Raw genomic sequence first — 24,845 nt, 5'->3', positions numbered from 1 at the left:
ATTAGGTGCGATATATATGTATTGTTTGGCGCGTGACTTGATGCGTGCGGTAGAACTTGACTCGAGAGTGGTTGATTAGCCGATGCGGGGACCTGTCAGGCTAAGCGGGGTTTCGTTCAATGATGTTCAGATTGAATGTTGTGGTTTCACCGAGGCTGCCGTGAAAGCAAAAACGGTTGACCGGTGATTTCCACCGAAACTTCCTGATAATTCCGGCTCCTCGGGCGCGTAGATAAATCGTGGGATTGTCGGTTTTCAGGTCGTCGAGGGTAATAATGTTGTGGCGGCCATCCAGTAAGTTGAAGGACGTCGTGTCGCCACCGGCGGCTGGAAAGGCTCCCAGGGCGCCATCGTTGTTTTTACTGATGTACTTGTCCTGGTACGGTGTGCTGAGGATCTGCAGGTTGTAATAGTCGTCATAACACCTGAAGTGCACCAGAAGAGCAATTGGATCCTCTCTCGCGCCCACAGCGATCGGGCGCACCTGCTCGCTGAGAGGGTCATAGGATTCAAGGGTGGTAATAGTGTTGCCCCGCAGTGTTTCATAGTCATGGTTCAATTGAAGAAAGGCTTCACTCAAGACCTTTTCGAGAAAGGTCATGGCGACGCCATTGCAATCAATCCGTGCAATGAAGGAACGTTCCTTGTTTTTGCTCATGTGCCAATCCTTTGTTTTGTTGTTTCGTCTGCTGGTACCTCCAAGACTATCGTGACTGTAATCGAGTGGTTTGTGGGAAGCGCTGCGTTGATAGTGAGGATTCATCCGCTTTATAGGGGCGATGTTTACGATTCAACTATCGGCAAGTTGTTGCAGTCGACGCTACTGGCCAGTCGGCTGTCGAGCAAGGTGATGCAACCTTGCATTTCGGGACAACAGTAGTGCGCCTGCAGGGCGGCTTCCGATTGCCAGTGGGTGCTGACGGTCCCGCGATTGTCATCTTCCGGGCAGCGGTCGAGCATATAGGTGTCGCTTCCCGGAAGCTGGCGCAAGGTATCGACGATCTGCTGTAAATGCTTACCCAGCTCATCCGAGCAGCCGTCGGCCTTCAGCTGGTGCGTATTGATCCTTTCGGTGGGCATCGCACACGCTCCTCAATCAAGCCGCACGGGCCTTGTACAGGGTGGAGTGACGTTTGTGCAGGATAGGCCCGCAAAGTGGCGAGGCCAACAGCCAATTGGCAGTAAAGGCCCCCAGCCAATAGACCCCAGGCGACGGGCTTGCGGGGTCCCACATGGGTATTGGGTGCAATGCCAATCGTCATGGGGGGGATGAACGGTTTAGACTCAGTGGCCCATCGTTCTCAAGGAAGAATCACTATGTCGAGCATCGACTCCATCATTGCCATCGAGCGTTTCAGCGAAGCCCACATCGAGGGCATTACCGCGCTGTACAACGATCCGGCGGTTGCCCGCCAGGTCCTGCAGATGCCGTTTCAATCGACTGAGGTCTGGCGCAAGCGCCTGGCCCCGGACAACGAACGGGTGGTGCAGCTGGTGGCCCTGCATCAGGGACAGGTGATCGGCAATATCGGCCTGGAACAGATTTCAAGGATTCGGCGCAGCCACTGCGCCAATATCGGCATGGGCGTGGCGCAAGCCTGGCAAGGTCAGGGCCTGGGCAGCCGCTTGCTGGCGACGGTGCTGGATCTGGCGGACAACTGGATGAATGTGCAGCGCGTGGAATTGACGGTGTATGCCGATAACCAGGCGGCGATCGGCTTGTACCGCAAGTTCGGCTTCGAGACCGAAGGGCTGCTGCGCCAGTATGCGGTACGCGATGGCGCACTGGTGGACACCCTGGCCATGGCGCGCTTGCGCCACGGTCCCAAGGCGGACTGAGTCAGTCTCCGAGGGCGAAAGCCACCGCCGCACGGGCGTGCAACTCGGTGGTGTCGAGCAAGGGCAGGGCGCTGTGCTCAGGTTTGATCAGCAGGCTGATTTCCGTACAGCCAAGGATGATCGCCTGGGCGCCGCGCGCGGCCAAGGCCTGGATCACCCGCTGGTAGGTGGCGCGTGACTCCTCGCGGATGACCCCCACGCACAGTTCGTCGTAGATGATCCGGTGCACCGCCTGGCGGTCCGCCGCGTCCGGCACCAGCACCTGCAGCCCGCGAGCGGTGAGCCGGTCCTTGAGAAAATCCTGTTCCATGGTGAAGGCAGTCCCCAGCAGGCCGACGCTCAGGTGGCCGGCATCCTGTGCCGCTTGCCCGGCCGGGTCGGCAATGTGCAGGAAAGGCACCGTAATGGCGTCCTGGATCTGTCCGGCCACCTTGTGCATGGTGTTGGTACAAAGCACCACGCACTCGGCACCGCCGGCTTGCAGGCGGCGGGCAGCGTCCACCAGGATCTGCGCTGCATCGTCCCAGCGTCCGGCATGCTGGGCTTGTTCGACCGGCCCGAAGTCGACGCTGTACATCAGCAGGCGCGCCGAGCGCAGAGGCCCGAGGCGGTCTCGTACCTGCTGGTTGATCAGACGATAGTATTCGGCGCTGGACTCCCAGCTCATGCCGCCGATTAGGCCGATGGTGCGCATGCGGTGCTCCCGTTGATGGCTGATTTGAGGGCCTACAGTGCCCGCGATTGGCGGGCGCGGCAATCGCTCGTCCGGCGGTTAGTCGTACGTGCGCCGCGCACATCTGCCATGCTCAATGTCCGCAACACCGGTTTATCCAAGGAACAGCGCAATGGACGACGTACAGCAACTGGGTGAGATGCTTCGCCACTACGCAGAAAGCGAAGCGCACAAGAAGCAGCTGTTTGAGAACCAGTCGGCCGTCTGGGCCACGCGTATCGCTGAGTTGTTCGACCAGATCGAGCAGTGGCTGGCGCCAGTCAAGGCGCCCAACCTGCTGGAGGTCAGCCGTGAGGCCTACGTGGCGTTTGGCGCGAGCGTCCCGGTGGAGAGCTCGACCTTCAACACCGAGAAACTGAGCATCCTGATTGCCGGCAAGCCGGTGGAGTTCGTGCCGGAGGTGATGGGCGCAGGAGGCTTGATTTCGCTGGCGGTGATGGGCTTGACCGCCGCCCGCTACGGCAGCGTGTCGCTGGTGTGCCAGCCGCCCTCGAGCGGCTGGCAGTGGCGCAAGACCAACGGCCTGAAAGACCCCGATACCTTCGCCTTTGACGCAAACTTCCTGGCCCAGCAGCTGCAGAGCCTGATCCCCCGCGAACGCGGTTGATCGCCGCCGCGATCAGACCTCCATATTGCCCCAACCCGGTTGCGCCTGCGGCGGCGCGACCGCGTTGATGGTCTTGCCGGTGGCCTGCTCCACCCGCCGCGCCACTTCCGGGTCATCGGCAAAGGGGATCAGGCTTGCGTCATCCAGGCTCTTGGTGGTCTGGTGGCGCAGGCAATACTCGATGGCGAACCACAGGAACGCCACGCCCAGGCCATTCATGACTATCTCGAACATCACAGGCTCCTTGCCTCAGGCAATCTGCGCTTCACGTTCGGCCATCCGCACGTCGGCCACCCGCACGGTACGCCAGGTGTTGTAGGCCATCAGCAACATGCCGCTCAAGAAGAACACCCCGCCGACAAACCGCACGATAAAGCCTGGATGGCTGGCCTGCAGCGCCTCGACAAAGGAGTAGGTGAGGGTGCCGTCGTCGTTGATCGCGCGCCACATCAGGCCCTGGGTGATGCCGTTGACCCACATCGAGGCGATGTACAGCACGGTACCGATGGTCGCCAGCCAGAAGTGCGCGTTGATCAGGCCAATGCTGTGCATCTGCTCGCGGCCGAAGATTTTCGGAATCATGTGATAGGTGGCGCCGAAGGTGATCATCGCCACCCAACCCAGGGCGCCGGCATGCACGTGGCCGATGGTCCAGTCGGTGTAGTGGGAGAGGGCGTTGACCGTCTTGATCGCCATCATCGGTCCCTCGAACGTCGACATGCCGTAGAACGCCAGCGACAACACCAGGAAGCGCAGGATCGGGTCGGTGCGCAACTTATGCCAGGCCCCGGAGAGGGTCATCATGCCGTTGATCATGCCGCCCCAGCTCGGCGCCAGCAGGATCAGCGACATGGCCATGCCCAGCGACTGCGCCCAGTCGGGCAGCGCGGTGTAGTGCAGGTGGTGGGGGCCGGCCCAGATGTACAGAGTGATCAAGGCCCAGAAGTGCACGATCGACAGGCGATAGGAGTACACCGGGCGCCCGACCTGTTTCGGCACGAAGTAATACATCATCCCCAGGAAACCCGTGGTCAGGAAGAAGCCCACCGCGTTGTGGCCGTACCACCACTGGACCATGGCGTCGGTTGCCCCGGAGTACACCGGGTAGGACTTGAACCAGTCCACTGGAATCGACAGGTGGTTGACCACGTGCAGCATGGCGATCACCACGATAAAAGCGCCGAAGAACCAGTTGCCGACATAGATGTGCTTGGTCTTGCGCTGCACCACGGTGGTGAAGAACACGATCGCATAGGCCACCCAGACCACGGTCATCCAGACCGCGCCGGTGAACTCGATCTCGGCGTATTCCTTGGTGGTGGTGTAGCCCAGCGGCAGGGTCACCAGCATGCTGACGATCACCGATTGCCAGCCCCAGAAGGTGAAGGCCGCGAGCTTGTCGCTGTACAGCCGCACCTGGCAGGTACGTTGCACCGCGTAATAGCTGGCGGCGAATTGTGCGCTGCCGGCAAAGCCGAAAATCACCAGGCTGGTGTGCAGCGGGCGCAAACGCCCGAAGGTGGTCCAGGGCAAATCCAGGTTCGCCTCCGGCCACACCAGTTGCGAGGCGATCCACACGCCCATCGCCATCCCGATAACGCCCCATACCACTGTTGCCACGACGAATTGGCGGACCACCTTGTAGTTATAGGCCTGTCCGATTGTAGCTGTGCTCATGGTCAATGCTTCCACGGTTGCAAAGTCTTGCCAGGCCACCCGGTCTGGCATGGGTCGAACTGTAGGAAACCGTGAAGAAACAAAACAGGCTCAGAAAAACTGCATTAATGCGGAGCAGATTTTTCCCGTGTCTGCGGTGATCTGCTGCGAGCTGATATGGTTTTTTAGTTTTTAGCTGAATCTTTAACGCGCTGAGCTGTTGTCCCATAGTCCTCCTCACACAAGAACCCCGCCCAACTGCAACTGCGTTCTTCGTAGCAGCCGAACTCGCGATCGCCGTTCGCCGTAGCAGCTGTCGAGCTTGCGAGGGTCAATCCTGATGAGGTAGCGACATGTATCAATACGATGACTACGACCGGGCCCTGGTATTGGAGCGGGTCGCGCAGTTTCGCGATCAGGTGCAGCGGTTCATGGCCGGTGCCTTGAGCGAGGAAGAGTTCTTGCCGTTGCGCCTGCAAAACGGCCTGTACCTGCAAAAACACGCCTACATGCTGCGGGTCGCCATTCCCTACGGCACCTTGAGTGCCCGGCAGATGCGCACGTTGGCCAGCATTGCCCGGGACTATGACCGTGGCTACGGGCACTTCACCACCCGGCAGAACCTGCAGTTCAACTGGATCGAACTGGCCCAGGTGCCGGACATCCTCCAGCGCCTGGCCGAGGTCGAGATGCACGCGATCCAGACCTCCGGCAACTGTGTGCGCAACATCACCACCGAAGCCTTCGCCGGCGTGGCGGCCGACGAGCTGATCGACCCTCGGCCGCTGGCTGAAATCCTGCGGCAGTGGTCGACCATCAATCCGGAATTCCTGTTCCTGCCACGCAAGTTCAAGATCGCCATCTGTTCCGCCGAGGAAGATCGCGCGGCGATCATGATGCACGACATCGGTCTCTATCTTTACCTCGACGAATCGGGGCAGATGCTGCTGCGGGTGATCGTCGGCGGCGGCCTGGGGCGCACGCCGATCCTCGGCCTGCAGATCCGCGAGGGCTTGCCTTGGCAGCACCTGTTGTCCTATGTCGAAGCGGTGTTGCGGGTCTACAACCGTCACGGCCGGCGCGACAACAAGTACAAGGCGCGGATCAAGATCCTGGTCAAGGCCCTGGGGATAGAAGCCTTTGCCCGGGAAGTGGAAGAGGAATGGCAGCACCTCAAGGACGGTCCGGCGCAACTGACCGAGGCGGAGTACCAGCGTGTCGCCAGCGCCTTCGTCGCCCCGGACTACGCTCAGCTGGCCGACACCGACCTGGAATTCGGGACGCGCCTGGCCGACAATCCGGCCTTCGCCCGCTGGGTCTCGCGCAACGTGCAGCCGCACAAAGTCGCCGGCTACGCCAGCGTGGTGCTGTCGACCAAACCCGGGATCAGCGCGCCGCCGGGCGATGTCAGCGACCAGCAGATGGACGCTGTCGCCCAATGGTCCGAGCGCTTCGGCTTCGCCGAGATCCGCATTGCCCACGAACAGAACATCGTCCTGCCGGATGTCCCCAAGCGTGACCTCTACGCCTTGTGGTGCCTGGCCAGCGAGGCAGGGCTGGGTACGTCCAATGTCGGGCTGCTGAGCGACATCATCGCCTGCCCGGGCGGCGACTTCTGCGCCCTGGCCAATGCCAAGTCGATCCCCATTGCCCAAGGGATCCAGGCGCGCTTCGATGACCTGGATTACCTGCATGACCTGGGGGATATCAGCCTGAACATTTCCGGCTGCATGAATGCCTGCGGTCATCACCATATCGGCAACATTGGCATCCTGGGGGTCGATAAGAACGGCAGCGAGTGGTACCAGGTCACCCTCGGTGGCTCCCAGGGCAAGCACAGTGCATTGGGCAAAGTCATGGGGCCCTCGTTCAGCGCTGCCGAGGTGCCGCAGGTGATCGAGCAGATCATTGCCACCTTCGTGCGTTATCGCGAACCTGAGGAGCTGTTTGTCGACACCGTGCAGCGCATTGGCCTTGAGCCGTTCAAGGAACAGGTCTACGCGCAGCAGGAGGGGACAGCATGAACAACCTGCTGCGGTTGCGCGACGGGGTGGCCCGGCGCGAACCGGACGACCGCTGGACCTTGATCAAGGACACGAGCGGCGATGTGCCCAGCGGCCCGTTGATATTGCCCCTGGGGCTGTGGCTCAAACGCCGCATCGAGCACCATCCGGTGTTCGACGCGGTGTGGCTGGGCCCGGACGACGAAGTCGAAAGCCTGGCGCCCTGGCTCAACCGGTTGCCGATGATCGCCCTGGAGTTCCCCAACTTTCGCGACGGTCGCGCCTACAGCCAGGCGTACCTGCTGCGCACCCGCCTGGGTTGGGCCGGGGAGTTGCGGGCGATTGGCGATGTGCTGCGCGACCAGTTAAGCCACATGCGCCAGTGCGGGTTTGATGCGTTTGCCGTGCGCGAAGACAAATGCGCCGATGACGCCCTCAAGGGGCTGGCGGGCATGAGCGTGACATATGGCCGCTCGGCCATCGAGCCAAGGCCCTTGTTTCGCCGACGCCAGCCGAGCGATGCCTGAGCCCCGGTAGGCGCGAGCTTGCGATGGCGGTGTGGCAGGCACAATCGATGTTGAATGGACCGGCCCCATCGCGGGCAAGCCCGCTCCCACAGGCTGCCGGCAAGGTGTGTGCGGTCACTTCAGCGCCGGGTCTTCCGGGTTGAGTTTCTTCCAGCCTTGCAGCAAGACCTGAGCCTTGGGTTCCTGGCCGTTGTCCAGGTAGTACTGGATCAGTGCCAACCGGGCGTTGCGGTTGGCCGGTTGTTGTTTGATCAACTGCTCCAGTTGCGCGCAGGCTTCGTCGATCTTGCCACCTTCGTACAGAGCCACGGCCAGCACATAGCCGTATTGCGCATTCAGCGGTTCCAGGCGGGCGGCGTTGCGCAAGGCGGGCATGGCTTGCGCGGTGTTGCCGGCACGGATCAGGGCCAGGCCCTGGGTGTGCTGGAGCAGCGCCGAGTCCGGGTGCGCCTTGAGGCCTTGGGCCAACAGCGCCTGGGCTTCCTGCGCACGGCCGCGGGATTCCAGCCATTGCACCAGGGTCACCAGTGCTGGGAAGAAATCGCCATCGCGCTGGATCGCCGCACGCAACATCGGCTCGACTTCGGCGGTTCGTCCGCTGGCCTGATAAAGCATTGCCAGATTGAGGTTGGCTTCGGCGCGTTCGAGCAGGCTCAACTGGACCTTTTCGTACTCAGCGATGGCCGCATTCCAGCGCGATTGGGCAGCACCCAACGAGTTGCTGGCCGCCAGCAGATCACGGGCGGCGGCGATGCGCACGGCCTTGACCGGGTCGCTGAGCAGGGGGGCGTAAAGCGGTACGCGCTCTGGGGCCGGGAGGAAACCGCTGACCGCGCGTATCGCGCTTTCACGCACCTGGGGATCGCTGTTGGCCAGGTCCTTGGTCGCCAGTTTCAGGGCTTGCTCGCTGGGGTACAGCACCAGTTCGGCCAGCAGGGTGGCGCGCTGGATGGCGGGCAGGTTGCTGCGCTGCAATTGCTCGTACAGCGCTTGGGCGGCGCCCGGTTGGCCGTTGCGGATCAGCCACAGGCTTTCGTCATAGCGCGGTGCCTGGGCCGTTGGGTTGGCGTTCCACAGTTTGAATTGCGCTGTCACCGCGTCCCCGGCCTTGCCCTGATGGCAGGTCAGGCAAGCATCCGGGGTGCCGAGCTTTTTCGCGCGTTCGGGGTTGGGAATGCTGAAACTGTGGTCATGGCGAAAGTCGTTGCCCATGTAGAACTTGCCCGGCATGTGGCAATCCACGCACTGCGAGCCGGGCTGGCCTGCGGCATGGCGATGGTGTTCGGGGGAGTCATAGTCCTTGGCTTGCAGGCCCTTGCCGTCGACGCCCGGTACAGTGGTCTTGCCGGCCGTGTTGTGGCATTGCAGGCAGACCCCATTGCCCGGCGCCTTGAGTTCGTTGCTATGGGGGTTGTGGCAGTTGCTGCAGCGCACCCCCTTGTCGAACATCTTGCTCTGCAGGAACGAGCCGTGTTCGAACACTTCATCCTTGATCTTGCCATCCAGGGCGTACAGCTCGCGGGTCAGTACGCTGGGCAGGTAGTCGTCCATCAGGCGCTTGCCGACGGTAAACCCATCGCCCAGGGGCGCACGCCGAGAGTGACAGCGGGCGCAGGTCTCGATCTCGGTGGTGGCGTTCTTGTCCTTGAGGTCGACGGCAAAGCCTGCGTGGATCAGGTCGCCTTTTTTTGCCGCCCATTCAAGGTGATTGGAGGCAGGACCGTGGCACGCCTGGCAACCGACCCCCAAGCTGTTCCACTGGCTGGCAAAGGTGTTGGTCGCGGCGTCGAAATTGCGTTGGTAGCCGGTGGTGTGGCACTCCACACACATAAAGTTGGCGTTCTGGCTGGGTTTGCTCCAGTGCAACGGATTCTTGAAACTCACGCCCTGGCCCGGATAAAGGTGAAACCAGCGGTTCTTCTCGGTATCCCAGGCCACGCCCAAGGCTTGCAGACGGCCTTCACCGACTTCGATCAGGTACTGCTGCAGCGGCGCGATACCGAAGGTGTAGGCCACCTTGAAGTCGGCGTTCTTGCCGTCGGCACCCGGCGCGTTGACCCAAAAGCCGGCGTCCTTGCGAAAGAAGCGGGTGGTCTCGTTCTCGCCCTTGAAGGTGCTGTCCTTGAAGTCGGCCAGCACGGTGTGCTCGTCGGCGACCTGCATCGCCAGTTGGTGGTGGGAGCCTTGCCAGTCCTTGACCTGCTCGGTGTGGCAACCCTGGCATTGCTGCTCGTCGACCATGCGCGCCGGTGGCGCAGGGGCGGGGGCGGCTACCGGAGGTGCCGGGGTAACGGCCACACTCGGCGTCACATAGGGCGCGGGTGTTGGTGTGCTGGCGAACAGAAACCAGCCGAGGCCGGCCATCACCAGCAGCAACAAGCCAGCGGTGGCGGGAAACAGGTAGCGGGATATCAGGGGGGGGAGCGAATCTGGGGCAGGTGAAATCGAGTTCTTCTTATGCTTGGGCATCACGACTTCCGTAGTCCAGAGGCGCTGGCCATTAAGGCAGGCTTTTTGTGCTTTCGTGCAGCTTTGCTGCATGGGGTGCGTCTGTCAAATGGCGCTTGTGATTGATCCTACGGTTGTTTGTGAATTTTCAGAGCGTGTCACAGCAATCGTCTTAACTTTTGGCTATAACTGTTACTCCGTTTGCCAGTGCCGTTGTCGTCCTTCTGACAGGAGTTACCGAATGAAGCTTGCCCTCATGATGAGTACGCTGTGCATTGCCTCCCTTGGGGTAGTGGGGTGCTCCAGCACGATCACCAAGCCGGAAGACTATTCCGGGTTTCTCAAGGACTACAGCCAGCTCAAGGAGGCCAAGTCGCCGTCGGGCGTAGACGTGCTGCGCTGGGTCGACCCCAAGCTCGATATCAACAAGTACTCCAGTGTCTATGTCGAACCCACCCAGTTCTATCCGCAGCCCAAGCCGACGGTGAAAATCCCGCAAAGCACGCTGTCAGGTATCACCCGCTACTACGACCAGGCGCTCAAGCGTGAGCTGGGCAAAAACCTGCCATTGGCCAACGCCCCGGGCCCGGGTGTCATGGTAGTGCGTGCGGCGATCACCGCCGTCAGCAGCCAGACCGAAGGCTTGAAAGCCTACGAAGTGATCCCGATTGCCCTGGTGGCAGCGGCCGTCAGCACCGCAACCGGTATTCGCGATCAGGAAACCGACCTGGCGACCGAAGCCGTGTTCCTCGACGGCGGCAACAACAAGGTGATCGCCCAGGTGGTCCGCAAGGGCACCGGCAGACCGCTGGAAAACGACTCGCAAGTCATGACCGCCAACGACGTGAAAAACGTGGTCGATGGCTGGGCCCACGACCTGGGCCAGTCGTACATCAAGCTCAAGGCCAAGTAAGTTCCTGGAGGGGAGCGAGTCGGCTCGCTCCCCCATCCCACGGCCGACAAGCTGCTGCAGACCCTGGCGATTGGTGACCGAGGTGGTTCGCTGCCGAACTCACCCCCACATCCTGCAAGGGCCGGCGTACGGTCGCCTGGACATAGGTCCTGCTTACTTCTTTTGCTCCAGTGTGCTGGTGTCGAACGGGTAGATTCGGCTCCATTCGGTGCTCATGTCGACGACACTCCAGCCGCGTTTGTTGGCTTCATCCAGGGCCTTGTCCAGGCGACCGATGTTCGACTGCCGGTCGTAGGCCCATTCACGCTTTGCATCGGTATGGTGCACCAGGCCCATGAACCTCTTGCCCGGGCCGGCGAAGTGCGTCATGAAAAGTCCTTATCGTGACCGGGGTTCAAGGCGCGTAAGGTCGATGAGTGCGTCGCGCTAGCGGTTACAGCCCTGTGCTGCAGCGTAGCCAAGGATTGCTTGAATTGCGGAGCTTGTGTTTTGCTGCTTTCAGGTGAGTGCGCTGGACATCGTTGGCGTTCATCGAGGTATGGAGTGGGGCGGTGGCTTAACTCGTTGATGAGGACGTAGTCTAACTACTACCTAACGGGCGATCTGGCTCTTGGGCGGCGGAGACGTAAAACATTCAATTCTGTCGTGTGTGTTGTGATGTATTCCGCTCGATTAAGTACCGTTCGATGAAGACTGATAAGGTTGATTTTTTTTATGGTTGAATCGGTCGACGACATCATTTGATGGGTGTAATGACTTACCGCGCTGTCGAAGTGCTTGGTGTACAGATAAGTGTCTCCACCATTGGGTAGTAAAATTGGCTCCCCTACTTGGGGGATGCCACCTTTGAATTGAAATGCCTCTGCATTGTTATTGAAATAATTGAAGTGTCTTCTTGATTCTTCTGCGCTTTGCATTCGGCCAGGGGTCAGCGAATACCTGAGACTCTGACTATTAAACAGATTCTCTGCATCGTTTATCAATTTTATATTTTGTGCGGGAAGCCGTGGGTCGCTCATGTGCTGGATGGATTTTTTAAACATTTCTCTGGCAGGATCTGCTTGGGTTCTTTTTACAAGTGCCGGTAGCCCCGTGTTGTTGTTGATCGTTGGTGCTGATGGCTGTGGTAGTGGAAAATATTTGAATAAGTACGCTAGAAAAGATCCGGGGGCATGCCCCGAGGGGTCTTGTAGGTTTATAGGATTGCAGGAGCAATATGAATAAGTATTAAATCCTCCCTCTCCAAATGGACTCCAACTGTCCGGGCTATTAAATCGCATCAACACTGGATTAAACGCCCGGTATCCATTCCCTAGCAGGTAGTGCCCGGTTACCGGATCCCGCCGTTCACCATTGAACCCGAGCAGGCTCAACAATCCGCTTTCGGCGGGGTGATGACCATAGGGTGCATAGGCGATGGGATGATGTGTATCGCTGCTAAGCGCATGTAGCACCGAACGTTGCCGATCAGTGGCCAGCAATGTTGCTGCCACGTGCTCCCCGTTGCGCTGTTGTTGCGCCAGCAATTGGTCGTCGTGCTGAACCATCGTGTGCCACAGTAGCCCTTGGATTTGCGTGGCCAGTCGCGTCTTGCAGTAAAAACGTTGCTGCGGTGACCGACCGGACGGTGAGGTAGCGACGAGCCGGTCCAGTGGGTCGTAACGGTAGTGGCAGAGTACGAAGGCCCGGTCTGAATGCATGACGCTAAACCCTCCGTGCTTATAATCATGGGCCTTTAGGTTCAGCGTTGGCGCCAGCGTTGTCTACTGGCAGAACTGCTAGGGAACGCTCTGCGCGCGGGGTGGGCCGGATTTTCATTGCCGATGCAGAGACCGCAAGTCGTACCCATTCCAGGGGCGTACTTCGCGGTCAGTGCGAGGAATTGCCTGACAGCTTGCCGGGGTAGGCTCACCGGCGCATTCGTGGTTAACTTTGGCTCCTCGCAACATCAGACGATAGTTCTTAACCACTGCATTTATAAGGATACTGTTCATGGCTCAAGTCACTCTCAAAGGCAACCCGGTCCAGGTCAACGGTCAACTGCCACAAGCCGGTTCCAAGGCGCCAGCCTTTTCCCTGGTTGCCGGCAACCTGTCGGACGTGACCCTGGCGGACTTCGCCGGCAAACGTAAAGTGCTGAACATCTTCCCAAGCGTCGACACCCCGACCTGCGCGACCTCCGTGCGCACCTTCAACGCCCAGGCCAATGACGTGGCCAACACCGTGGTGCTGTGCATCTCGGCTGACCTGCCGTTCGCCCAGGCACGTTTCTGCGGCGCCGAAGGCCTGGAAAACGTACAGAACCTGTCCACCCTGCGTGGTGCCGAGTTCATCGAAAACTACGGCGTAGCAATTGCCGACGGTCCACTCAAGGGCCTGACTGCCCGTGCCGTGGTGGTCCTGGACGAAAACGACAACGTGCTGCACAGCGAACTGGTGAAAGAAATCGCCGAAGAGCCTAACTACGCAGCAGCGTTGGCCGTTCTCAAGTAACAGGCTTTACAATTATTCACGGCCTGGCACTGTCCAGGCCGTTTTCATTTGTGCTTCAGTCATTTAGCAAACACTCGCAAAAGTCAGCTGAAGGTAAATTGCCGGTAAAGGCGCTTTGCTAAAAGGCCTCTAGTGCTTATCTTTCAGCCTCCCGTATAAAGATGCCCACGCGCCCAATGGTTGATCACTCCATGCAATCCTCCGCTTCCCGTAATTCTCGTCGCTGGCTGTTCGGCCTGCTGGTCCTGCTGCTCGTTGGCGGCCTGTGCTGGAAATTCTGGCCCAGCAGCTCCGCCAGCAAGGATGCCTCGGCGTCCAAGGCGACGGCCGGCCATACCGGCAGGGCAGGTGGCATGCGCCCGGGTTTCGGCGGTGCAGCGGGGGCGGTCCCGGTGCGGGTGGCTCCGGCGGTACTGGGCGATTTCCCCTTGTACTACAAGGCCCTGGGCACGGTTACCGCGCTCAACACCATTAATGTGCGCAGCCGGGTTGGCGGTGAGCTGGTGAAGATCGCCTTCGAAGAAGGGCAGATGGTCAAGGCCGGCGACCTGCTTGCCGAGATCGACCCGCGTCCCTACCAGAACGCCTTGCTCCAGGCCGAAGGGACCCTGCTGCAGAACCAGGCCCAATTGAAAAACGCCCTGGTTGACCTGGAGCGCTACCGCGGCCTGTACGCCGAGGACAGCATCGCCAAGCAGACCCTGGATACCGCCGCGGCGCTGGTGGGCCAGTACCAGGGTACGGTCAAGACCAATCAGGCGGCGGTCAATGACGCCAAGCTCAACCTGGAATTCACCCGGATCCGCGCGCCAATCACCGGGCGTGTCGGCCTGCGCCAACTGGACGTCGGCAACCTGGTGGCGGCCAACGACACCACAGCCCTGGCGATCATCACCCAGACCCAACCGATCAGCGTGGCCTTCACCTTGCCGGAAAACAGCCTCGACGTCGTGCTGGCCCGCTACCGCTCCGGGGCCAAGCTGCCGGTCGAAGCCTGGGACCGTGGCGACACCCAGCTGCAGGCCACCGGGGTGCTGCAGAGCCTGGACAACCAGATCGACACCACCACCGGCACCTTGAAGTTCAAGGCGCGCTACGACAACCGTGACCAGGCGCTGTTCCCCAACCAGTTTGTCAACGTGCGCCTGCTCGCCGACACCCTCAAGGGAGTCATCCTGGCACCTTCGGCGGCCATTCAGTTCGGCACCAATGGCACGTTTGTCTACGCCCTGGATGGCGACAAGAAGGTCACCATTCGCCCGCTCAAAATCGGCGCCACCGACGGCGACAACACCGTGATCAAGGAAGGCCTCAAACCGGGCGACCGGGTGGTGCTGGAAGGCACCGACCGCCTCAAAGAGGGCAGCGAGGTGGAGGTGGTCAACGACAGCATCGAGGTCCCGGCCGCGCCGGCCGACAACCTGCACAGCCAGGCGAGCGATGCCGCACCTGCACCAGAGGCCGATGGCAAGGCGCATAAGGGCGGCGCATGAACATCTCCCGCCTGTTCATCCTGCGTCCGGTCGCGACCACCCTGAGTATGCTGGCCATCGTCCTGGCCGGCCTGATCGCCTATCGCTTGCTGCCGGTCTCGGCACTGCCCCAGGTCGATTATCCGACCATCCGGGTCATGACCCTGTACCCCGGCGCCAGCCCGGATGTAATGACCAGTGCGGTCACCGCGCCCCTGGAACGACAATTCGGGCAGATGCCCGGCCTGACCCAGATGGCCTCGACCAGCTCCGGCGGCGCGTCGGTGCTGACCCTGCGTTTCAACCTCGACATCAATATGGACGTCGCCGAGCAACAGGTGCAGGCCGCGATCAACGCCGCCAGCAACCTGCTGCCCAACGATCTGCCGGCGCCGCCGGTGTACAACAAGGTCAACCCGGCCGATACCCCGGTGCTGACCCTGGCGATCACCTCCAAGACCATGCTGCTGCCCAAGCTCAATGACCTGGTCGATACGCGCATGGCGCAGAAAATCGCCCAGATCAGCGGCGTCGGCATGGTCAGCATCGCCGGTGGGCAACGCCAGGCGGTGCGGATCAAGGTCAACCCCGAGGCCCTGGCGGCCAACGGCCTGAACCTGTCGGATGTGCGCACCCTGATCGCCGCTTCCAACGTCAACCAGCCCAAGGGCAACTTCGACGGCCCGATCCGGGTGTCGATGCTCGACGCCAACGATCAGTTGACCTCGCCCAAGGACTACGCCGAGCTGATCCTCGCCTACAACAACGGCGCGCCGTTGCGGCTCAAGGACGTTGCACAGATCGTCGATGGCGCCGAGAACGAGCGCCTTGCGGCCTGGGCCAACGAAAACCAGGCGGTGCTGCTCAACATCCAGCGTCAGCCGGGGGCCAACGTGATCGAGGTGGTTGACCGGATCAAGGCGCTGCTGCCGAGTATCACCGACAACCTGCCAGCCGGGCTGGATGTCACGGTGCTGACCGACCGCACCCAGACCATTCGCGCCTCCGTCACCGACGTGCAGCACGAGCTGCTGATCGCTATCGCCCTGGTGGTGATGGTGACGTTCCTGTTCCTGCGTCGCGTCAGCGCCACCATCATCCCTTCGATTGCCGTGCCCCTGTCGTTGATCGGCACCTTCGGGGTGATGTACCTGGCCGGTTTCTCGGTCAACAACCTGACCCTGATGGCCCTGACCATCGCCACCGGCTTTGTGGTGGACGATGCGATCGTCATGCTGGAGAACATCTCGCGCTACATCGAGGAGGGCGACAGCCCGCTGCAGGCGGCACTCAAGGGCGCGAAGCAGATCGGTTTCACCCTGATCTCCCTGACCCTGTCGCTGATCGCGGTGCTGATTCCGCTGCTGTTCATGGCCGACGTGGTCGGGCGGCTGTTCCGCGAGTTCGCCATCACCCTGGCGGTGGCGATCCTGATTTCCCTGGTGGTGTCCCTGACCCTGACGCCGATGATGTGCGCACGCTTGCTCAAGCCCGAGCCCAAGCCTGAAGAGCAGAGCCGTTTCTATCGTGCCAGTGGCGCGTGTATCGACTGGATGATCGCCGCCTACGGGCGCAAGTTGCAGTGGGTGCTCAAGCACCAGCCATTGACCCTGATGGTGGCCATCGGGACCCTGGCCCTCACCGTGTTCCTCTACATGATCGTGCCCAAGGGCTTCTTCCCGGTGCAGGACACCGGGGTGATCCAGGGGATTTCCGAGGCGCCGCAGTCGATTTCCTTCGCTGCCATGAGCCAGCGCCAGCAGGAACTGGCCAAGATCATCCTGCAAGACCCGGCGGTACAAAGCCTGTCGTCCTACATCGGCGTGGACGGCGACAACGCCACCCTCAACAGCGGCCGGCTGCTGATCAACCTCAAGCCACACAAGGAGCGTGACCTCAGCGCAGCCCAGGTGATCAACCGCTTGCAGCCACAACTGGACAAGCTGGTGGGCATTCGCCTGTTCATGCAGCCGGTGCAGGACCTGACCATCGAAGACCGGGTCAGTCGCACCCAGTACCAGTTCAGCATGTCGTCGCCGGATGCCGAATTGCTCAGCCTGTGGAGCGGCCGTCTGGTCGACGCCCTGAGCCACCGGCCGGAGCTGACCGACGTTGCCAGCGACCTGCAGGACAAGGGCCTGCAGGTGTACCTGGTGATCGACCGTGACGCGGCGTCGCGCATTGGCGTGTCGGTGGCCAACATCACCGATGCCCTGTACGACGCCTTCGGCCAGCGGCAGATCTCCACCATCTACACCCAGGCCAGCCAGTACCGCGTGGTGCTGCAGGCCAAGGACGGCGAGAAGATCGGTCCGCAGGCGCTGGAGCAGATCCACGTCAAGACCACCGACGGCGGCCAGGTACGGCTGTCCAGCCTGGCGCGCATCGAGGAGCGCCAGGCCCAGCTGTCGATCGCCCATATCGGCCAGTTCCCGGCGGTGATGATGTCGTTCAACCTGGCGCCTGGCGTGGCGCTGGGGCAGGCGGTGGAGCTGATCGAACAGGTGCAGAAGGACATCGGCATGCCACTGGGCGTGCAGAGCCAGTTCCAGGGCGCGGCCCAGGCGTTCCAGGCTTCGTTGTCGAGTACCTTGCTGCTGATCCTGGCGGCCGTGGTGACCATGTACATCGTGCTTGGCGTGCTCTACGAGAGTTACATCCACCCGATCACCATTCTGTCGACCTTGCCCTCGGCGGCGGTCGGGGCCTTGCTGGCGTTGCTCTTGAGTGGCAATGACCTGGGGATGATCGCGATCATCGGCATCATCCTGCTGATCGGCATCGTCAAGAAAAACGCAATCATGATGATCGACTTCGCCCTCGAGGCCGAGCGCAACCAGGGCATGGACCCGGCGACGGCGATCTATCAGGCGGCGTTGCTGCGCTTCCGACCGATCCTGATGACCACCCTGGCCGCGCTGTTTGGTGCGGTGCCGCTGATGCTGGCCACCGGTTCCGGTGCGGAGCTGCGCCAGCCCCTGGGCCTGGTGATGGTCGGCGGGCTGTTGGTCAGCCAGGTCCTGACCCTGTTCACCACGCCGGTGATCTACCTGTATTTCGACCGCCTTGGACGGCGCTGGCGGCCTGCGCCTGAGCGCCTGGAGCCGGTAGAACAGCCATGAACCTGTCCGGACCTTTCATCAAGCGACCGGTCGCCACGATGCTGCTGAGTCTGGCGATCATGCTTCTGGGCGGCGTCAGCTTCGGCCTGCTGCCTGTGTCGCCACTGCCGCAAATGGACTTCCCGGTGATCGTCGTCCAGGCGAGCCTGCCGGGCGCCAGCCCCGAGGTCATGGCCTCCACCGTGGCCACCCCGCTGGAGCGCTCGTTCGGCGCCATCGCGGGGGTCAACACCATGAGCAGCCGCTCCAGCCAGGGCTCGACGCGGGTGATCCTGCAATTTGACCTGGACCGCGACATCAATGGTGCGGCGCGGGAAGTGCAGGCGGCGATCAACGCCTCGCGCAACTTGCTGCCCAGCGGCATGCGCAGCATGCCCACCTACAAGAAGGTCAACCCGTCCCAGGCGCCGATCATGGTGCTGTCGCTGACCTCCGACGTGCTGGAAAAGGGCCAGTTGTATGACCTGGCCTCGACCATCCTCTCGCAAAGCCTGTCCCAGGTGCCGGGCGTGGGCGAAGTGCAGATCGGTGGCAGTTCCTTGCCGGCGGTGCGCATCGAGCTCGAGCCGCAGTTGCTCAACCAATATGGCGTGGCCCTGGATGACGTGCGCAACACCATCGCCAACGCCAACGTGCGCCGGCCCAAAGGCTCGATCGAAGACGACCAGCGCATGTGGCAGGTGCAGGCCAACGACCAGTTAGAGAAGGCCAAGGATTACGAGTCGCTGATCATCCGCTACCAGAACGGCTCGGCGTTGCGCCTCAGCGACGTGGCCAAGGTCAGCGACGGCGTTGAGGACCGCTACAACAGCGGTTTCTTCAACGACGATTCGGCGGTGCTGCTGGTGATCAACCGCCAGGCCGGCGCCAACATCATCGAGACGGTCAACGAGATCAAGGCGCAGTTGCCGGCCTTGCAGGCGGTGCTGCCGGCCAGCGTCAAGCTGAACCTGGCAATGGACCGTTCGCCGGTGATCAAGGCCACCCTGCATGAAGCGGAAATGACCCTGCTGATTGCCGTGGCCCTGGTGATCCTGGTGGTGTTCCTGTTCCTGGGTAACTTCCGCGCCTCGCTGATCCCGACCCTGGCGGTCCCGGTGTCGCTGGTCGGCACCTTTGCGGTGATGTACCTGTATGGCTTTTCCCTGAACAACCTGTCGCTGATGGCGTTGATCCTGGCCACCGGGCTGGTGGTGGATGACGCCATCGTGGTGCTGGAGAACATTTCCCGGCACATCGACGATGGCATCGCCCCGATGAAGGCGGCGTACCTGGGGGCCAAGGAGGTCGGCTTCACCCTGTTGTCGATGAACGTCTCGCTGGTGGCGGTGTTCCTCTCGATCCTGTTCATGGGTGGGATCATCGAGAGCCTGTTCCGCGAGTTCTCCATCACCCTGGCCGCCTCGATCGTGGTCTCGCTGGTGGTGTCCTTGACCCTGACCCCGATGCTCTGCGCCCGCTGGTTGAAACCCCACACCCCAGGCCAGGAAAACCGCCTGCAGCGCGGCAGCCGCAAGGCCAACGACTGGATGGTCAAGTACTACGCCAGCAGCCTGGACTGGGTGCTGCGCCATCCGCGCCTGACCCTGTTCAGCCTGTTCATCACCATTGGCGTCAACGTCGCGCTGTACGTGGTGGTGCCCAAGACCTTCCTGCCGCAGCAGGACACCGGCCAGTTGATCGGTTTTGTGCGCGGCGACGACGGGCTGTCGTTCAGCGTGATGCAGCCGAAAATGGAGATCTTCCGCCGTGCGGTGCTCAAGGACGACGCGGTGGAAAGCGTCGCCGGCTTCATCGGCGGCAGCAATGGAACCAACAACGCCTTCATGCTGGTGCGCCTAAAGCCGATCAAGGAGCGTGATCTGTCGGCGCAGAAAGTCATCGAGCGCCTGCGCAAGGAGATGCCCAAGGTGGCCGGCGCGCAGCTGATGCTGATGGCCGACCAGGACCTGCAGTTTGGCGGCGGCCGCGAGCAGCAGTCCTCGCAATACAGCTACATCCTGCAAAGCGGTGACCTGTCGGCGCTGCGTGAGTGGTACCCCAAAGTGGTGACGGCGCTCAAGGCCCTGCCGGAACTCACCGCCATCGACGCCCGCGAGGGCAGTGGTGCGGCGCAAGTGACGCTGGTGGTCGACCGCGACCAGGCCAAGCGCCTGGGCATCGACATGGCCATGGTCACCTCGGTGCTCAACAACGCCTACAGTCAGCGGCAGATTTCCACCATCTACGACAGCCTCAACCAGTACCAGGTGGTAATGGAGGTCAATCCCAAGTACGCCCAGGACCCGATCACCCTCAATCAGGTGCAAGTGATCACCTCGACCGGCGCGCGGATTCCGCTGTCGGCCATTGCCCACTACGAAAACAGCCTGGAAAACGACCGCGTCAGCCACGAAGGGCAGTTCGCTTCCGAGAGCATCTCCTTTGACATGGCCGAAGGCGTGACGGTGGAGCAGGGTGGGGCCGCGATCGAACGGGCCATTGCCAAGCTCGGCCTGCCGGAGGAAGTGATTGCCAAGATGGCCGGCACCGCCGACGCCTTTGCCGCGACCCAGAAGAGCCAGCCGTGGATGATCCTCGGCGCCTTGCTGGCGGTCTACCTGGTGCTTGGGGTGCTGTATGAAAGTTATGTGCACCCGCTGACCATTCTTTCCACGCTACCGTCGGCCGGGGTCGGCGCTTTGCTGTCGATCTATGTGCTGGGGGGCGAATTCAGCCTGATTTCGCTGTTGGGGCTGTTTTTGCTGATTGGCGTGGTCAAGAAAAACGCCATCCTGATGATCGACCTGGCGCTGCAACTCGAACGCCACCAGGGCCTGGCGCCGTTGGAGTCGATCCGCAGCGCCTGCCTGTTGCGCTTGCGACCGATCCTGATGACCACCCTGGCGGCCATCCTCGGCGCCTTGCCCTTGTTGCTCAGCAGTGCCGAAGGCGCGGAAATGCGCCAGCCGCTGGGCCTGACCATCATTGGCGGGCTGATTTTCAGCCAGGTGCTGACGCTCTATACCACCCCGGTGGTCTACCTCTATCTCGACCGTTTGCGCCACCGGGTCAACCGCTGGCGTGGGGTTCGTACCGATGCTGCTCTGGAAACCGCGCTATGAATGACCGTTACCCACTCAACCGCGACTGCCTGTCGCCCCTGCGCCTGGTGACGGCCCGTGGCTCGCGGTTGTTGAGCCTTTCCCTCTGCGCCCTGATGCTCAGCGCCTGCGCCGTCGGCCCGGACTATCAGCGCCCCAGCGTCGCGGAGCCGGCCCAGTACAAGCATGCCCAGGGCTGGCGCCAGGCCAATCCGAGCGATTCCCTGGCCCGTGGCGCCTGGTGGGAGTTGTATGGCGATCAGCAGCTCAATGGCCTGGTGGAAAAACTCAACAGCTCCAACCAGACCGTCGCCCAGTCCGAGGCCCAGTACCGTCAGGCCCAGGCCCTGGTCGCCAGCGCACGCGGCGCGTTCTACCCCACGGTTGACCTGAGCGCCGGAAAAACCCGCTCCAGCCAGGGCACGGGGAGCAGCAGTTCATCCTTGAGCAGTTCCAGCAGCGGCATCCGCAACACCTACAACACGCAGTTGGGGGTGAGCTGGGAAGCGGACATCTGGGGCAAGCTGCGCCGCAGCCTGGAGGCCAACGAGGCCAGCGCCGAAGCGAGCTTCGCGGACCTGGCGGCCATGCGCCTGAGCCAGCAGTCGGAACTGGTGCAGAACTACCTGCAATTGCGGGTCATCGACCAGCAACGGCGCCTGCTGCAGGCCACCGTGGAAAACTACCAGCGTTCGCTGAAGATGACCGAAAACCAGTACCGTGCCGGGGTCTCCGGCAAGGACGCGGTGGCCCAGGCCCAGACCCAGCTCAAAAGCACCCAGGCCGACATGATCGACCTGATCTGGCAGCGTGCGCAGTTCGAGAACGCCATCGCCGTGCTGATGGGCCAGGCGCCCGCTGAATTCACCCTGGCCGAGACCCAGGACATCCCGGCGTTGCCCGAAGTGCCGCTGAGCCTGCCTTCGCAATTGCTCGAGCGCCGTCCGGATATCGCCTCGGCCGAACGCTCGGTGATTGCCGCCAACGCCAATATCGGCGTGGCCAAGGCCGCCTACTACCCGGACCTGACCCTGAGCCTCTCCGGTGGTTACAGCAGCAGTACCTCCGCCGACCTGATCAGCTTGCCCAACCGGTTCTGGTCGGTGGGGCCGCAGCTCAACCTGCCTTTGTTCGACGGCGGCCAGCGTTCTGCCGAAGTCGATCGCAACGAGGCGCTGTATGACCAGACCGTGGCCAAGTACCGGCAGACCGTACTCGACGGTTTGCGCGAGGTGGAAAATTACCTGGTCCAGCTCAAGGTCCTGGGTGATGAAGCCTTGGTGCGCCAGCAGGCGCTGGATGCCGCCCGGGAGTCATTGCGCCTGATCCAGAACCAGTACAAGGCCGGCTTGATCGCCTACCTCGATGTGGTGGTGGTACAGGCCACGGCCTTGAACAATGAGCGCAGTGTGCTGACCTTGCAGCAGAGCCGACTGCTCGCCAGTGTGCAGTTGATTGCGGCGTTGGGCGGCGGTTGGGACGGGCAGTTGATGGCTGCCGAAAGCCAATGACCCTGCCCCTGAAAGGGCTTTGTTGTTCTTGTTACAGTCTTTCCGTCTAGCTAGTGGCCTTTTGATTACTTTGCAGGTGCTTTCGCCTTTGGAATCAGTACAATCGCCACTTTTCGCCCAGCGTGCACGGACGCTTTAGCCAGGGCATAGTCGAGAAGTCTGATGCTCATCGGTAACTATTCCCCTGCGCTGGTCCTGATTTCGCTCTGCGTGGCAATTTTGGCTTCCTACACCGCCCTCGACATGGCCGGGCGTATCGCTACGACCAAGGGCCGGGCGGCCCACCTGTGGACCGTCGGCGGCGCCCTGGCCATGGGGGTCGGGGTCTGGTCCATGCACTTTATCGGCATGCTCGCGTTCAGCTTGCCCATCGATCTGGGCTATGACTTCGGCATCACGGCCTTGTCGCTGCTGATCGCCATTCTTTCCAGCGGTTTTGCCCTGTGGCTGGTCAGCCAGCCCCAGTTGCCGGCCTGGCAGTTGGGGTTTGGCGCCTTGGTCATGGGGGCAGGCATCAGCGCCATGCATTACACCGGCATGGCCGCCATGCGCATGACCCCGGGCATCGACTATGACCCGAGCCTGTTCGGCGCCTCCCTGCTGATCGCGGTGGGGGCCTCGGCGGCGGCGCTGTGGATCGCTTTCCGCCTGCGCCAGAACACCCCCTACGTGCGCTTTGCCCGGGGCGGGGCAGCGGTGGTCATGGGCCTGGCAATAGTCGGCATGCACTACACCGGGATGGCGGCCGCGCGTTTTGCCGACGGCAGCTTCTGCGGTGCGGCAATCGATGGATTGAGCGGCAAGGGCCTGGACAATCTGGTGCTGGTGACCACGTTGGCGGTGCTGAGCATTGCCTTGCTGACCTCGATTCTCGATGCACGCCTTGAAGCACGCACCGCGGAGCTGGCCAACTCCTTGACCCTGGCCAACCGCGAACTGACCCAACTGGCGCTGCATGACACCCTGACCGGGCTGCCCAACCGGGTGTTGCTGGCCGACCGCATCGACCAGGCCATGCTCATGGTGCAGGAACAGAGCGGCTGTTTTGCCCTGATGTTTATCGACCTGGACGGTTTCAAACCGGTCAACGATGCCTTCGGGCATCACATGGGCGACCAGTTGCTGCGCGAGGTCAGCGTGCGCCTGCGCGAGGACTTGCGCAGCCAGGACACCCTGGCGCGGATTGGTGGTGACGAGTTCGTGTTGCTGGTGCAATTGCACGAGCCGGACGATGCGCTGCGCCTGGCAGCCCGCCAGGTGGGCCTGATTTCCCGGGTATTCCGCGTGGGCGAGCACGATCTGCAGATCTCGGCCAGCATCGGCATCGCGGTCTATCCCGGCAACGGCCACACCGCGCAAGAGCTGCTGATGAACGCCGACGCGGCGATGTACCACGCCAAGGGTGCCGGCAAGAACGGCTACCGGTTCTTCGATGTGTCGATGAACAACGATGCGCGGCGCCAGTTGCAGTTACTGCAGGATTTGCGCAACGCGGTTGAACAGGATCAGTTCCGCCTGCACTACCAGCCCAAGTTCGACGCCAGCAACGGCCAACCGGTGGGTGCAGAAGCGCTGCTGCGCTGGGAACACCCGACCCAGGGCATGCTACTGCCGGACAAGTTCATTGAACTGGCAGAAAAAACCGGCTTGATCATCCCGATCGGCGACTGGGTGCTCAATGAAGCCTGCCGGCAAATGCGCCTCTGGCACCTGCAGGGCTACACCCACTGGCGCATCGCGGTGAACCTCTCGGCGCTGCAGTTCTGCCACACCGAGTTGGTCCACAGCGTCGCCAAGGCCCTGGCCACCCACGGTCTGCCCGCCAACAGCCTGACCCTGGAAATCACCGAGACCACGGCCATGAGCGACGCCGACGCGAGCATGACGGTGCTCAAGCAGCTCTCGGAAATGGGGGTCGACCTGTCCATCGATGACTTCGGCACCGGTTATTCGAGCCTGATGTACCTCAAGCGCCTGCCCGCCAACGAGCTGAAGATCGATCGCGGTTTCGTGCGCGACCTGGAGCGCGACAGTGATGATGCCGCCATCGTCTCGGCCATTGTTGCTTTGGGCCAGGCATTGGGGCTGCGGATCGTTGCCGAAGGCGTGGAAACCGACATGCAGCAGGACTTCCTGACCCAGTTGGGGTGTGATTCGCTGCAAGGCTACCTGCTCGGCCACCCGTTGCCGGCGGAACGCTTCATGCTCGACATCCATCGGGCGGAGCAGGTGGCGTAGGAGCAAGGCTTGCCCGCGATGGGCATAGGTTTCTACACAGCTGTGGTGCGACGTTGCACCTGTGGGCCTCTGGGGTGTTGGATTAGACCGCGTACATATCCATTTCTGCGGTAACGACCACCTATGGTTCCGCTTTTACAGCGGCTCACTTTTGAACAGCGCAAAAGTAAGCAAAACGCTTTTGCCCCACCACTTGGTGC

18 protein-coding genes and 1 pseudogene are annotated in these 24,845 nt (G+C 61.8%); 11 read left to right on the top strand and 8 right to left on the bottom strand.

Annotated elements, in window-relative coordinates; genetic code table 11:
- Positions 1 to 100: 100 nt before the first annotated feature.
- Both H7995_RS26930 and H7995_RS26925 read right to left on the bottom strand, forming a co-directional pair.
- Positions 101 to 658 carry a hypothetical protein gene (locus H7995_RS26930; protein ID WP_166592828.1) on the bottom strand — a complete coding sequence of 186 codons (558 nt, stop codon included), beginning with the start codon at positions 656 to 658 and terminating at the stop codon, positions 101 to 103.
- Positions 659 to 783: 125 nt separating this feature from the next.
- Positions 784 to 1,080, bottom strand: a complete 297-nt coding sequence (locus tag H7995_RS26925) for an antibiotic biosynthesis monooxygenase family protein (protein ID WP_166592827.1) — start codon at positions 1,078 to 1,080, stop codon at positions 784 to 786.
- Between the two features lie 237 nt (positions 1,081 to 1,317).
- Between H7995_RS26925 and H7995_RS26920 the strand changes: the two genes are divergently transcribed.
- Positions 1,318 to 1,839, top strand: coding sequence for a GNAT family N-acetyltransferase (locus tag H7995_RS26920; protein ID WP_166592826.1), 522 nt, complete (start codon positions 1,318 to 1,320; stop codon positions 1,837 to 1,839).
- A 1-nt stretch (position 1,840) separates the two neighbouring features.
- Here the strand turns inward: H7995_RS26920 and H7995_RS26915 are convergent, their stop codons facing one another.
- Positions 1,841 to 2,533, bottom strand: a complete 693-nt coding sequence (locus H7995_RS26915) for an aspartate/glutamate racemase family protein (protein WP_166592825.1) — start codon at positions 2,531 to 2,533, stop codon at positions 1,841 to 1,843.
- A 151-nt stretch (positions 2,534 to 2,684) separates the two neighbouring features.
- On the opposite strand from H7995_RS26915, the gene H7995_RS26910 reads away from it, so the two are divergent.
- Positions 2,685 to 3,179: a hypothetical protein gene (locus H7995_RS26910; RefSeq protein ID WP_166592824.1), complete on the top strand. Its 495-nt coding sequence runs from the start codon at positions 2,685 to 2,687 to the stop codon at positions 3,177 to 3,179.
- Between the two features lie 12 nt (positions 3,180 to 3,191).
- On the opposite strand, the gene H7995_RS26905 is transcribed toward H7995_RS26910, so the two are convergent.
- Positions 3,192 to 3,413, bottom strand: coding sequence for a cbb3-type cytochrome c oxidase subunit 3 (locus H7995_RS26905; RefSeq protein WP_185819212.1), 222 nt, complete (start codon positions 3,411 to 3,413; stop codon positions 3,192 to 3,194).
- Positions 3,414 to 3,428: 15 nt separating this feature from the next.
- Entirely contained in the window at positions 3,429 to 4,856 is a 1,428-nt protein-coding gene (gene ccoN, locus H7995_RS26900; protein WP_095168790.1) for a cytochrome-c oxidase, cbb3-type subunit I, read from the bottom strand.
- Between the two features lie 332 nt (positions 4,857 to 5,188).
- On the opposite strand from ccoN, the gene H7995_RS26895 reads away from it, so the two are divergent.
- Both H7995_RS26895 and H7995_RS26890 read left to right on the top strand, forming a co-directional pair.
- Positions 5,189 to 6,859 (top strand): nitrite/sulfite reductase, encoded by a 1,671-nt coding sequence (locus H7995_RS26895; RefSeq protein WP_185819211.1) that lies wholly within the window; start codon positions 5,189 to 5,191, stop codon positions 6,857 to 6,859.
- Entirely contained in the window at positions 6,856 to 7,365 is a 510-nt protein-coding gene (locus H7995_RS26890) for a DUF934 domain-containing protein (RefSeq protein ID WP_166592821.1), read from the top strand. The genes H7995_RS26895 and H7995_RS26890 overlap by 4 nt, the downstream gene beginning before the upstream one ends.
- 114 nt (positions 7,366 to 7,479) lie before the next feature.
- On the opposite strand, the gene H7995_RS26885 is transcribed toward H7995_RS26890, so the two are convergent.
- Complete coding sequence (locus H7995_RS26885) at positions 7,480 to 9,834, bottom strand: tetratricopeptide repeat protein (RefSeq protein ID WP_185819210.1); 2,355 nt, start codon at positions 9,832 to 9,834, stop codon at positions 7,480 to 7,482.
- Positions 9,835 to 10,054: 220 nt separating this feature from the next.
- On the opposite strand from H7995_RS26885, the gene H7995_RS26880 reads away from it, so the two are divergent.
- Complete coding sequence (locus tag H7995_RS26880; protein ID WP_166592819.1) at positions 10,055 to 10,726, top strand: DUF3313 domain-containing protein; 672 nt, start codon at positions 10,055 to 10,057, stop codon at positions 10,724 to 10,726.
- Between the two features lie 153 nt (positions 10,727 to 10,879).
- Here the strand turns inward: H7995_RS26880 and H7995_RS26875 are convergent.
- Both H7995_RS26875 and H7995_RS26870 read right to left on the bottom strand, forming a co-directional pair.
- A pseudogene (locus H7995_RS26875) lies at positions 10,880 to 11,083 on the bottom strand (haloacid dehalogenase-like hydrolase); the annotation flags it as partial.
- 230 nt (positions 11,084 to 11,313) lie between these two features.
- Positions 11,314 to 12,426, bottom strand: a complete 1,113-nt coding sequence (locus tag H7995_RS26870; RefSeq protein ID WP_182340287.1) for an RHS repeat-associated core domain-containing protein — start codon at positions 12,424 to 12,426, stop codon at positions 11,314 to 11,316.
- 292 nt (positions 12,427 to 12,718) lie between these two features.
- Between H7995_RS26870 and tpx the strand changes: the two genes are divergently transcribed.
- From tpx to H7995_RS26840, 6 genes are all read left to right on the top strand, one after another.
- Positions 12,719 to 13,219: a thiol peroxidase gene (gene tpx, locus H7995_RS26865; RefSeq protein WP_166592817.1), complete on the top strand. Its 501-nt coding sequence runs from the start codon at positions 12,719 to 12,721 to the stop codon at positions 13,217 to 13,219.
- A gap of 176 nt (positions 13,220 to 13,395) precedes the next feature.
- On the top strand, positions 13,396 to 14,712 hold the full coding sequence (locus H7995_RS26860) for an MdtA/MuxA family multidrug efflux RND transporter periplasmic adaptor subunit (protein ID WP_182344708.1): 1,317 nt from the start codon (positions 13,396 to 13,398) through the stop codon (positions 14,710 to 14,712).
- Entirely contained in the window at positions 14,709 to 17,813 is a 3,105-nt protein-coding gene (locus tag H7995_RS26855) for an MdtB/MuxB family multidrug efflux RND transporter permease subunit (protein ID WP_166592815.1), read from the top strand. The genes H7995_RS26860 and H7995_RS26855 overlap by 4 nt, the downstream gene beginning before the upstream one ends.
- Positions 17,810 to 20,917, top strand: a complete 3,108-nt coding sequence (locus H7995_RS26850) for an efflux RND transporter permease subunit (protein ID WP_166592814.1) — start codon at positions 17,810 to 17,812, stop codon at positions 20,915 to 20,917. Before H7995_RS26855 ends, H7995_RS26850 begins: the two co-directional genes overlap by 4 nt.
- Entirely contained in the window at positions 20,914 to 22,407 is a 1,494-nt protein-coding gene (locus H7995_RS26845) for an efflux transporter outer membrane subunit (RefSeq protein WP_185819209.1), read from the top strand. Before H7995_RS26850 ends, H7995_RS26845 begins: the two co-directional genes overlap by 4 nt.
- A 162-nt stretch (positions 22,408 to 22,569) precedes the next feature.
- A complete protein-coding gene (locus H7995_RS26840; protein ID WP_166592812.1) occupies positions 22,570 to 24,645 on the top strand; it encodes a putative bifunctional diguanylate cyclase/phosphodiesterase in 2,076 nt (691 codons plus the stop codon).
- Positions 24,646 to 24,845: the final 200 nt, after the last annotated feature.

It is taken from the genome of Pseudomonas kielensis (assembly GCF_014236655.1).
Classification (GTDB): Bacteria; Pseudomonadota; Gammaproteobacteria; order Pseudomonadales; family Pseudomonadaceae; genus Aquipseudomonas; species Aquipseudomonas kielensis.
This window is presented reverse-complemented; position numbering and strand designations above follow the sequence as displayed.

Excerpts from the sequence above, each read along its gene's own strand:
- H7995_RS26930 (WP_166592828.1), bottom strand. The coding sequence starts at position 658 with ATGAGCAAAAACAAGGAACGTTCCTTCATTGCACGGATTGATTGCAAT.
- H7995_RS26925 (WP_166592827.1), bottom strand. The coding sequence starts at position 1,080 with ATGCCCACCGAAAGGATCAATACGCACCAGCTGAAGGCCGACGGCTGC.
- H7995_RS26920 (WP_166592826.1), top strand. The coding sequence starts at position 1,318 with ATGTCGAGCATCGACTCCATCATTGCCATCGAGCGTTTCAGCGAAGCC.
- H7995_RS26915 (WP_166592825.1), bottom strand. The coding sequence starts at position 2,533 with ATGCGCACCATCGGCCTAATCGGCGGCATGAGCTGGGAGTCCAGCGCC.
- H7995_RS26910 (WP_166592824.1), top strand. The coding sequence starts at position 2,685 with ATGGACGACGTACAGCAACTGGGTGAGATGCTTCGCCACTACGCAGAA.
- H7995_RS26905 (WP_185819212.1), bottom strand. The coding sequence starts at position 3,413 with ATGTTCGAGATAGTCATGAATGGCCTGGGCGTGGCGTTCCTGTGGTTC.
- ccoN (WP_095168790.1), bottom strand. The coding sequence starts at position 4,856 with ATGAGCACAGCTACAATCGGACAGGCCTATAACTACAAGGTGGTCCGC.
- H7995_RS26895 (WP_185819211.1), top strand. The coding sequence starts at position 5,189 with ATGTATCAATACGATGACTACGACCGGGCCCTGGTATTGGAGCGGGTC.
- H7995_RS26890 (WP_166592821.1), top strand. The coding sequence starts at position 6,856 with ATGAACAACCTGCTGCGGTTGCGCGACGGGGTGGCCCGGCGCGAACCG.
- H7995_RS26885 (WP_185819210.1), bottom strand. The coding sequence starts at position 9,834 with ATGCCCAAGCATAAGAAGAACTCGATTTCACCTGCCCCAGATTCGCTC.
- H7995_RS26880 (WP_166592819.1), top strand. The coding sequence starts at position 10,055 with ATGAAGCTTGCCCTCATGATGAGTACGCTGTGCATTGCCTCCCTTGGG.
- H7995_RS26870 (WP_182340287.1), bottom strand. The coding sequence starts at position 12,426 with ATGCATTCAGACCGGGCCTTCGTACTCTGCCACTACCGTTACGACCCA.
- tpx (WP_166592817.1), top strand. The coding sequence starts at position 12,719 with ATGGCTCAAGTCACTCTCAAAGGCAACCCGGTCCAGGTCAACGGTCAA.
- H7995_RS26860 (WP_182344708.1), top strand. The coding sequence starts at position 13,396 with ATGGTTGATCACTCCATGCAATCCTCCGCTTCCCGTAATTCTCGTCGC.
- H7995_RS26855 (WP_166592815.1), top strand. The coding sequence starts at position 14,709 with ATGAACATCTCCCGCCTGTTCATCCTGCGTCCGGTCGCGACCACCCTG.
- H7995_RS26850 (WP_166592814.1), top strand. The coding sequence starts at position 17,810 with ATGAACCTGTCCGGACCTTTCATCAAGCGACCGGTCGCCACGATGCTG.
- H7995_RS26845 (WP_185819209.1), top strand. The coding sequence starts at position 20,914 with ATGAATGACCGTTACCCACTCAACCGCGACTGCCTGTCGCCCCTGCGC.
- H7995_RS26840 (WP_166592812.1), top strand. The coding sequence starts at position 22,570 with ATGCTCATCGGTAACTATTCCCCTGCGCTGGTCCTGATTTCGCTCTGC.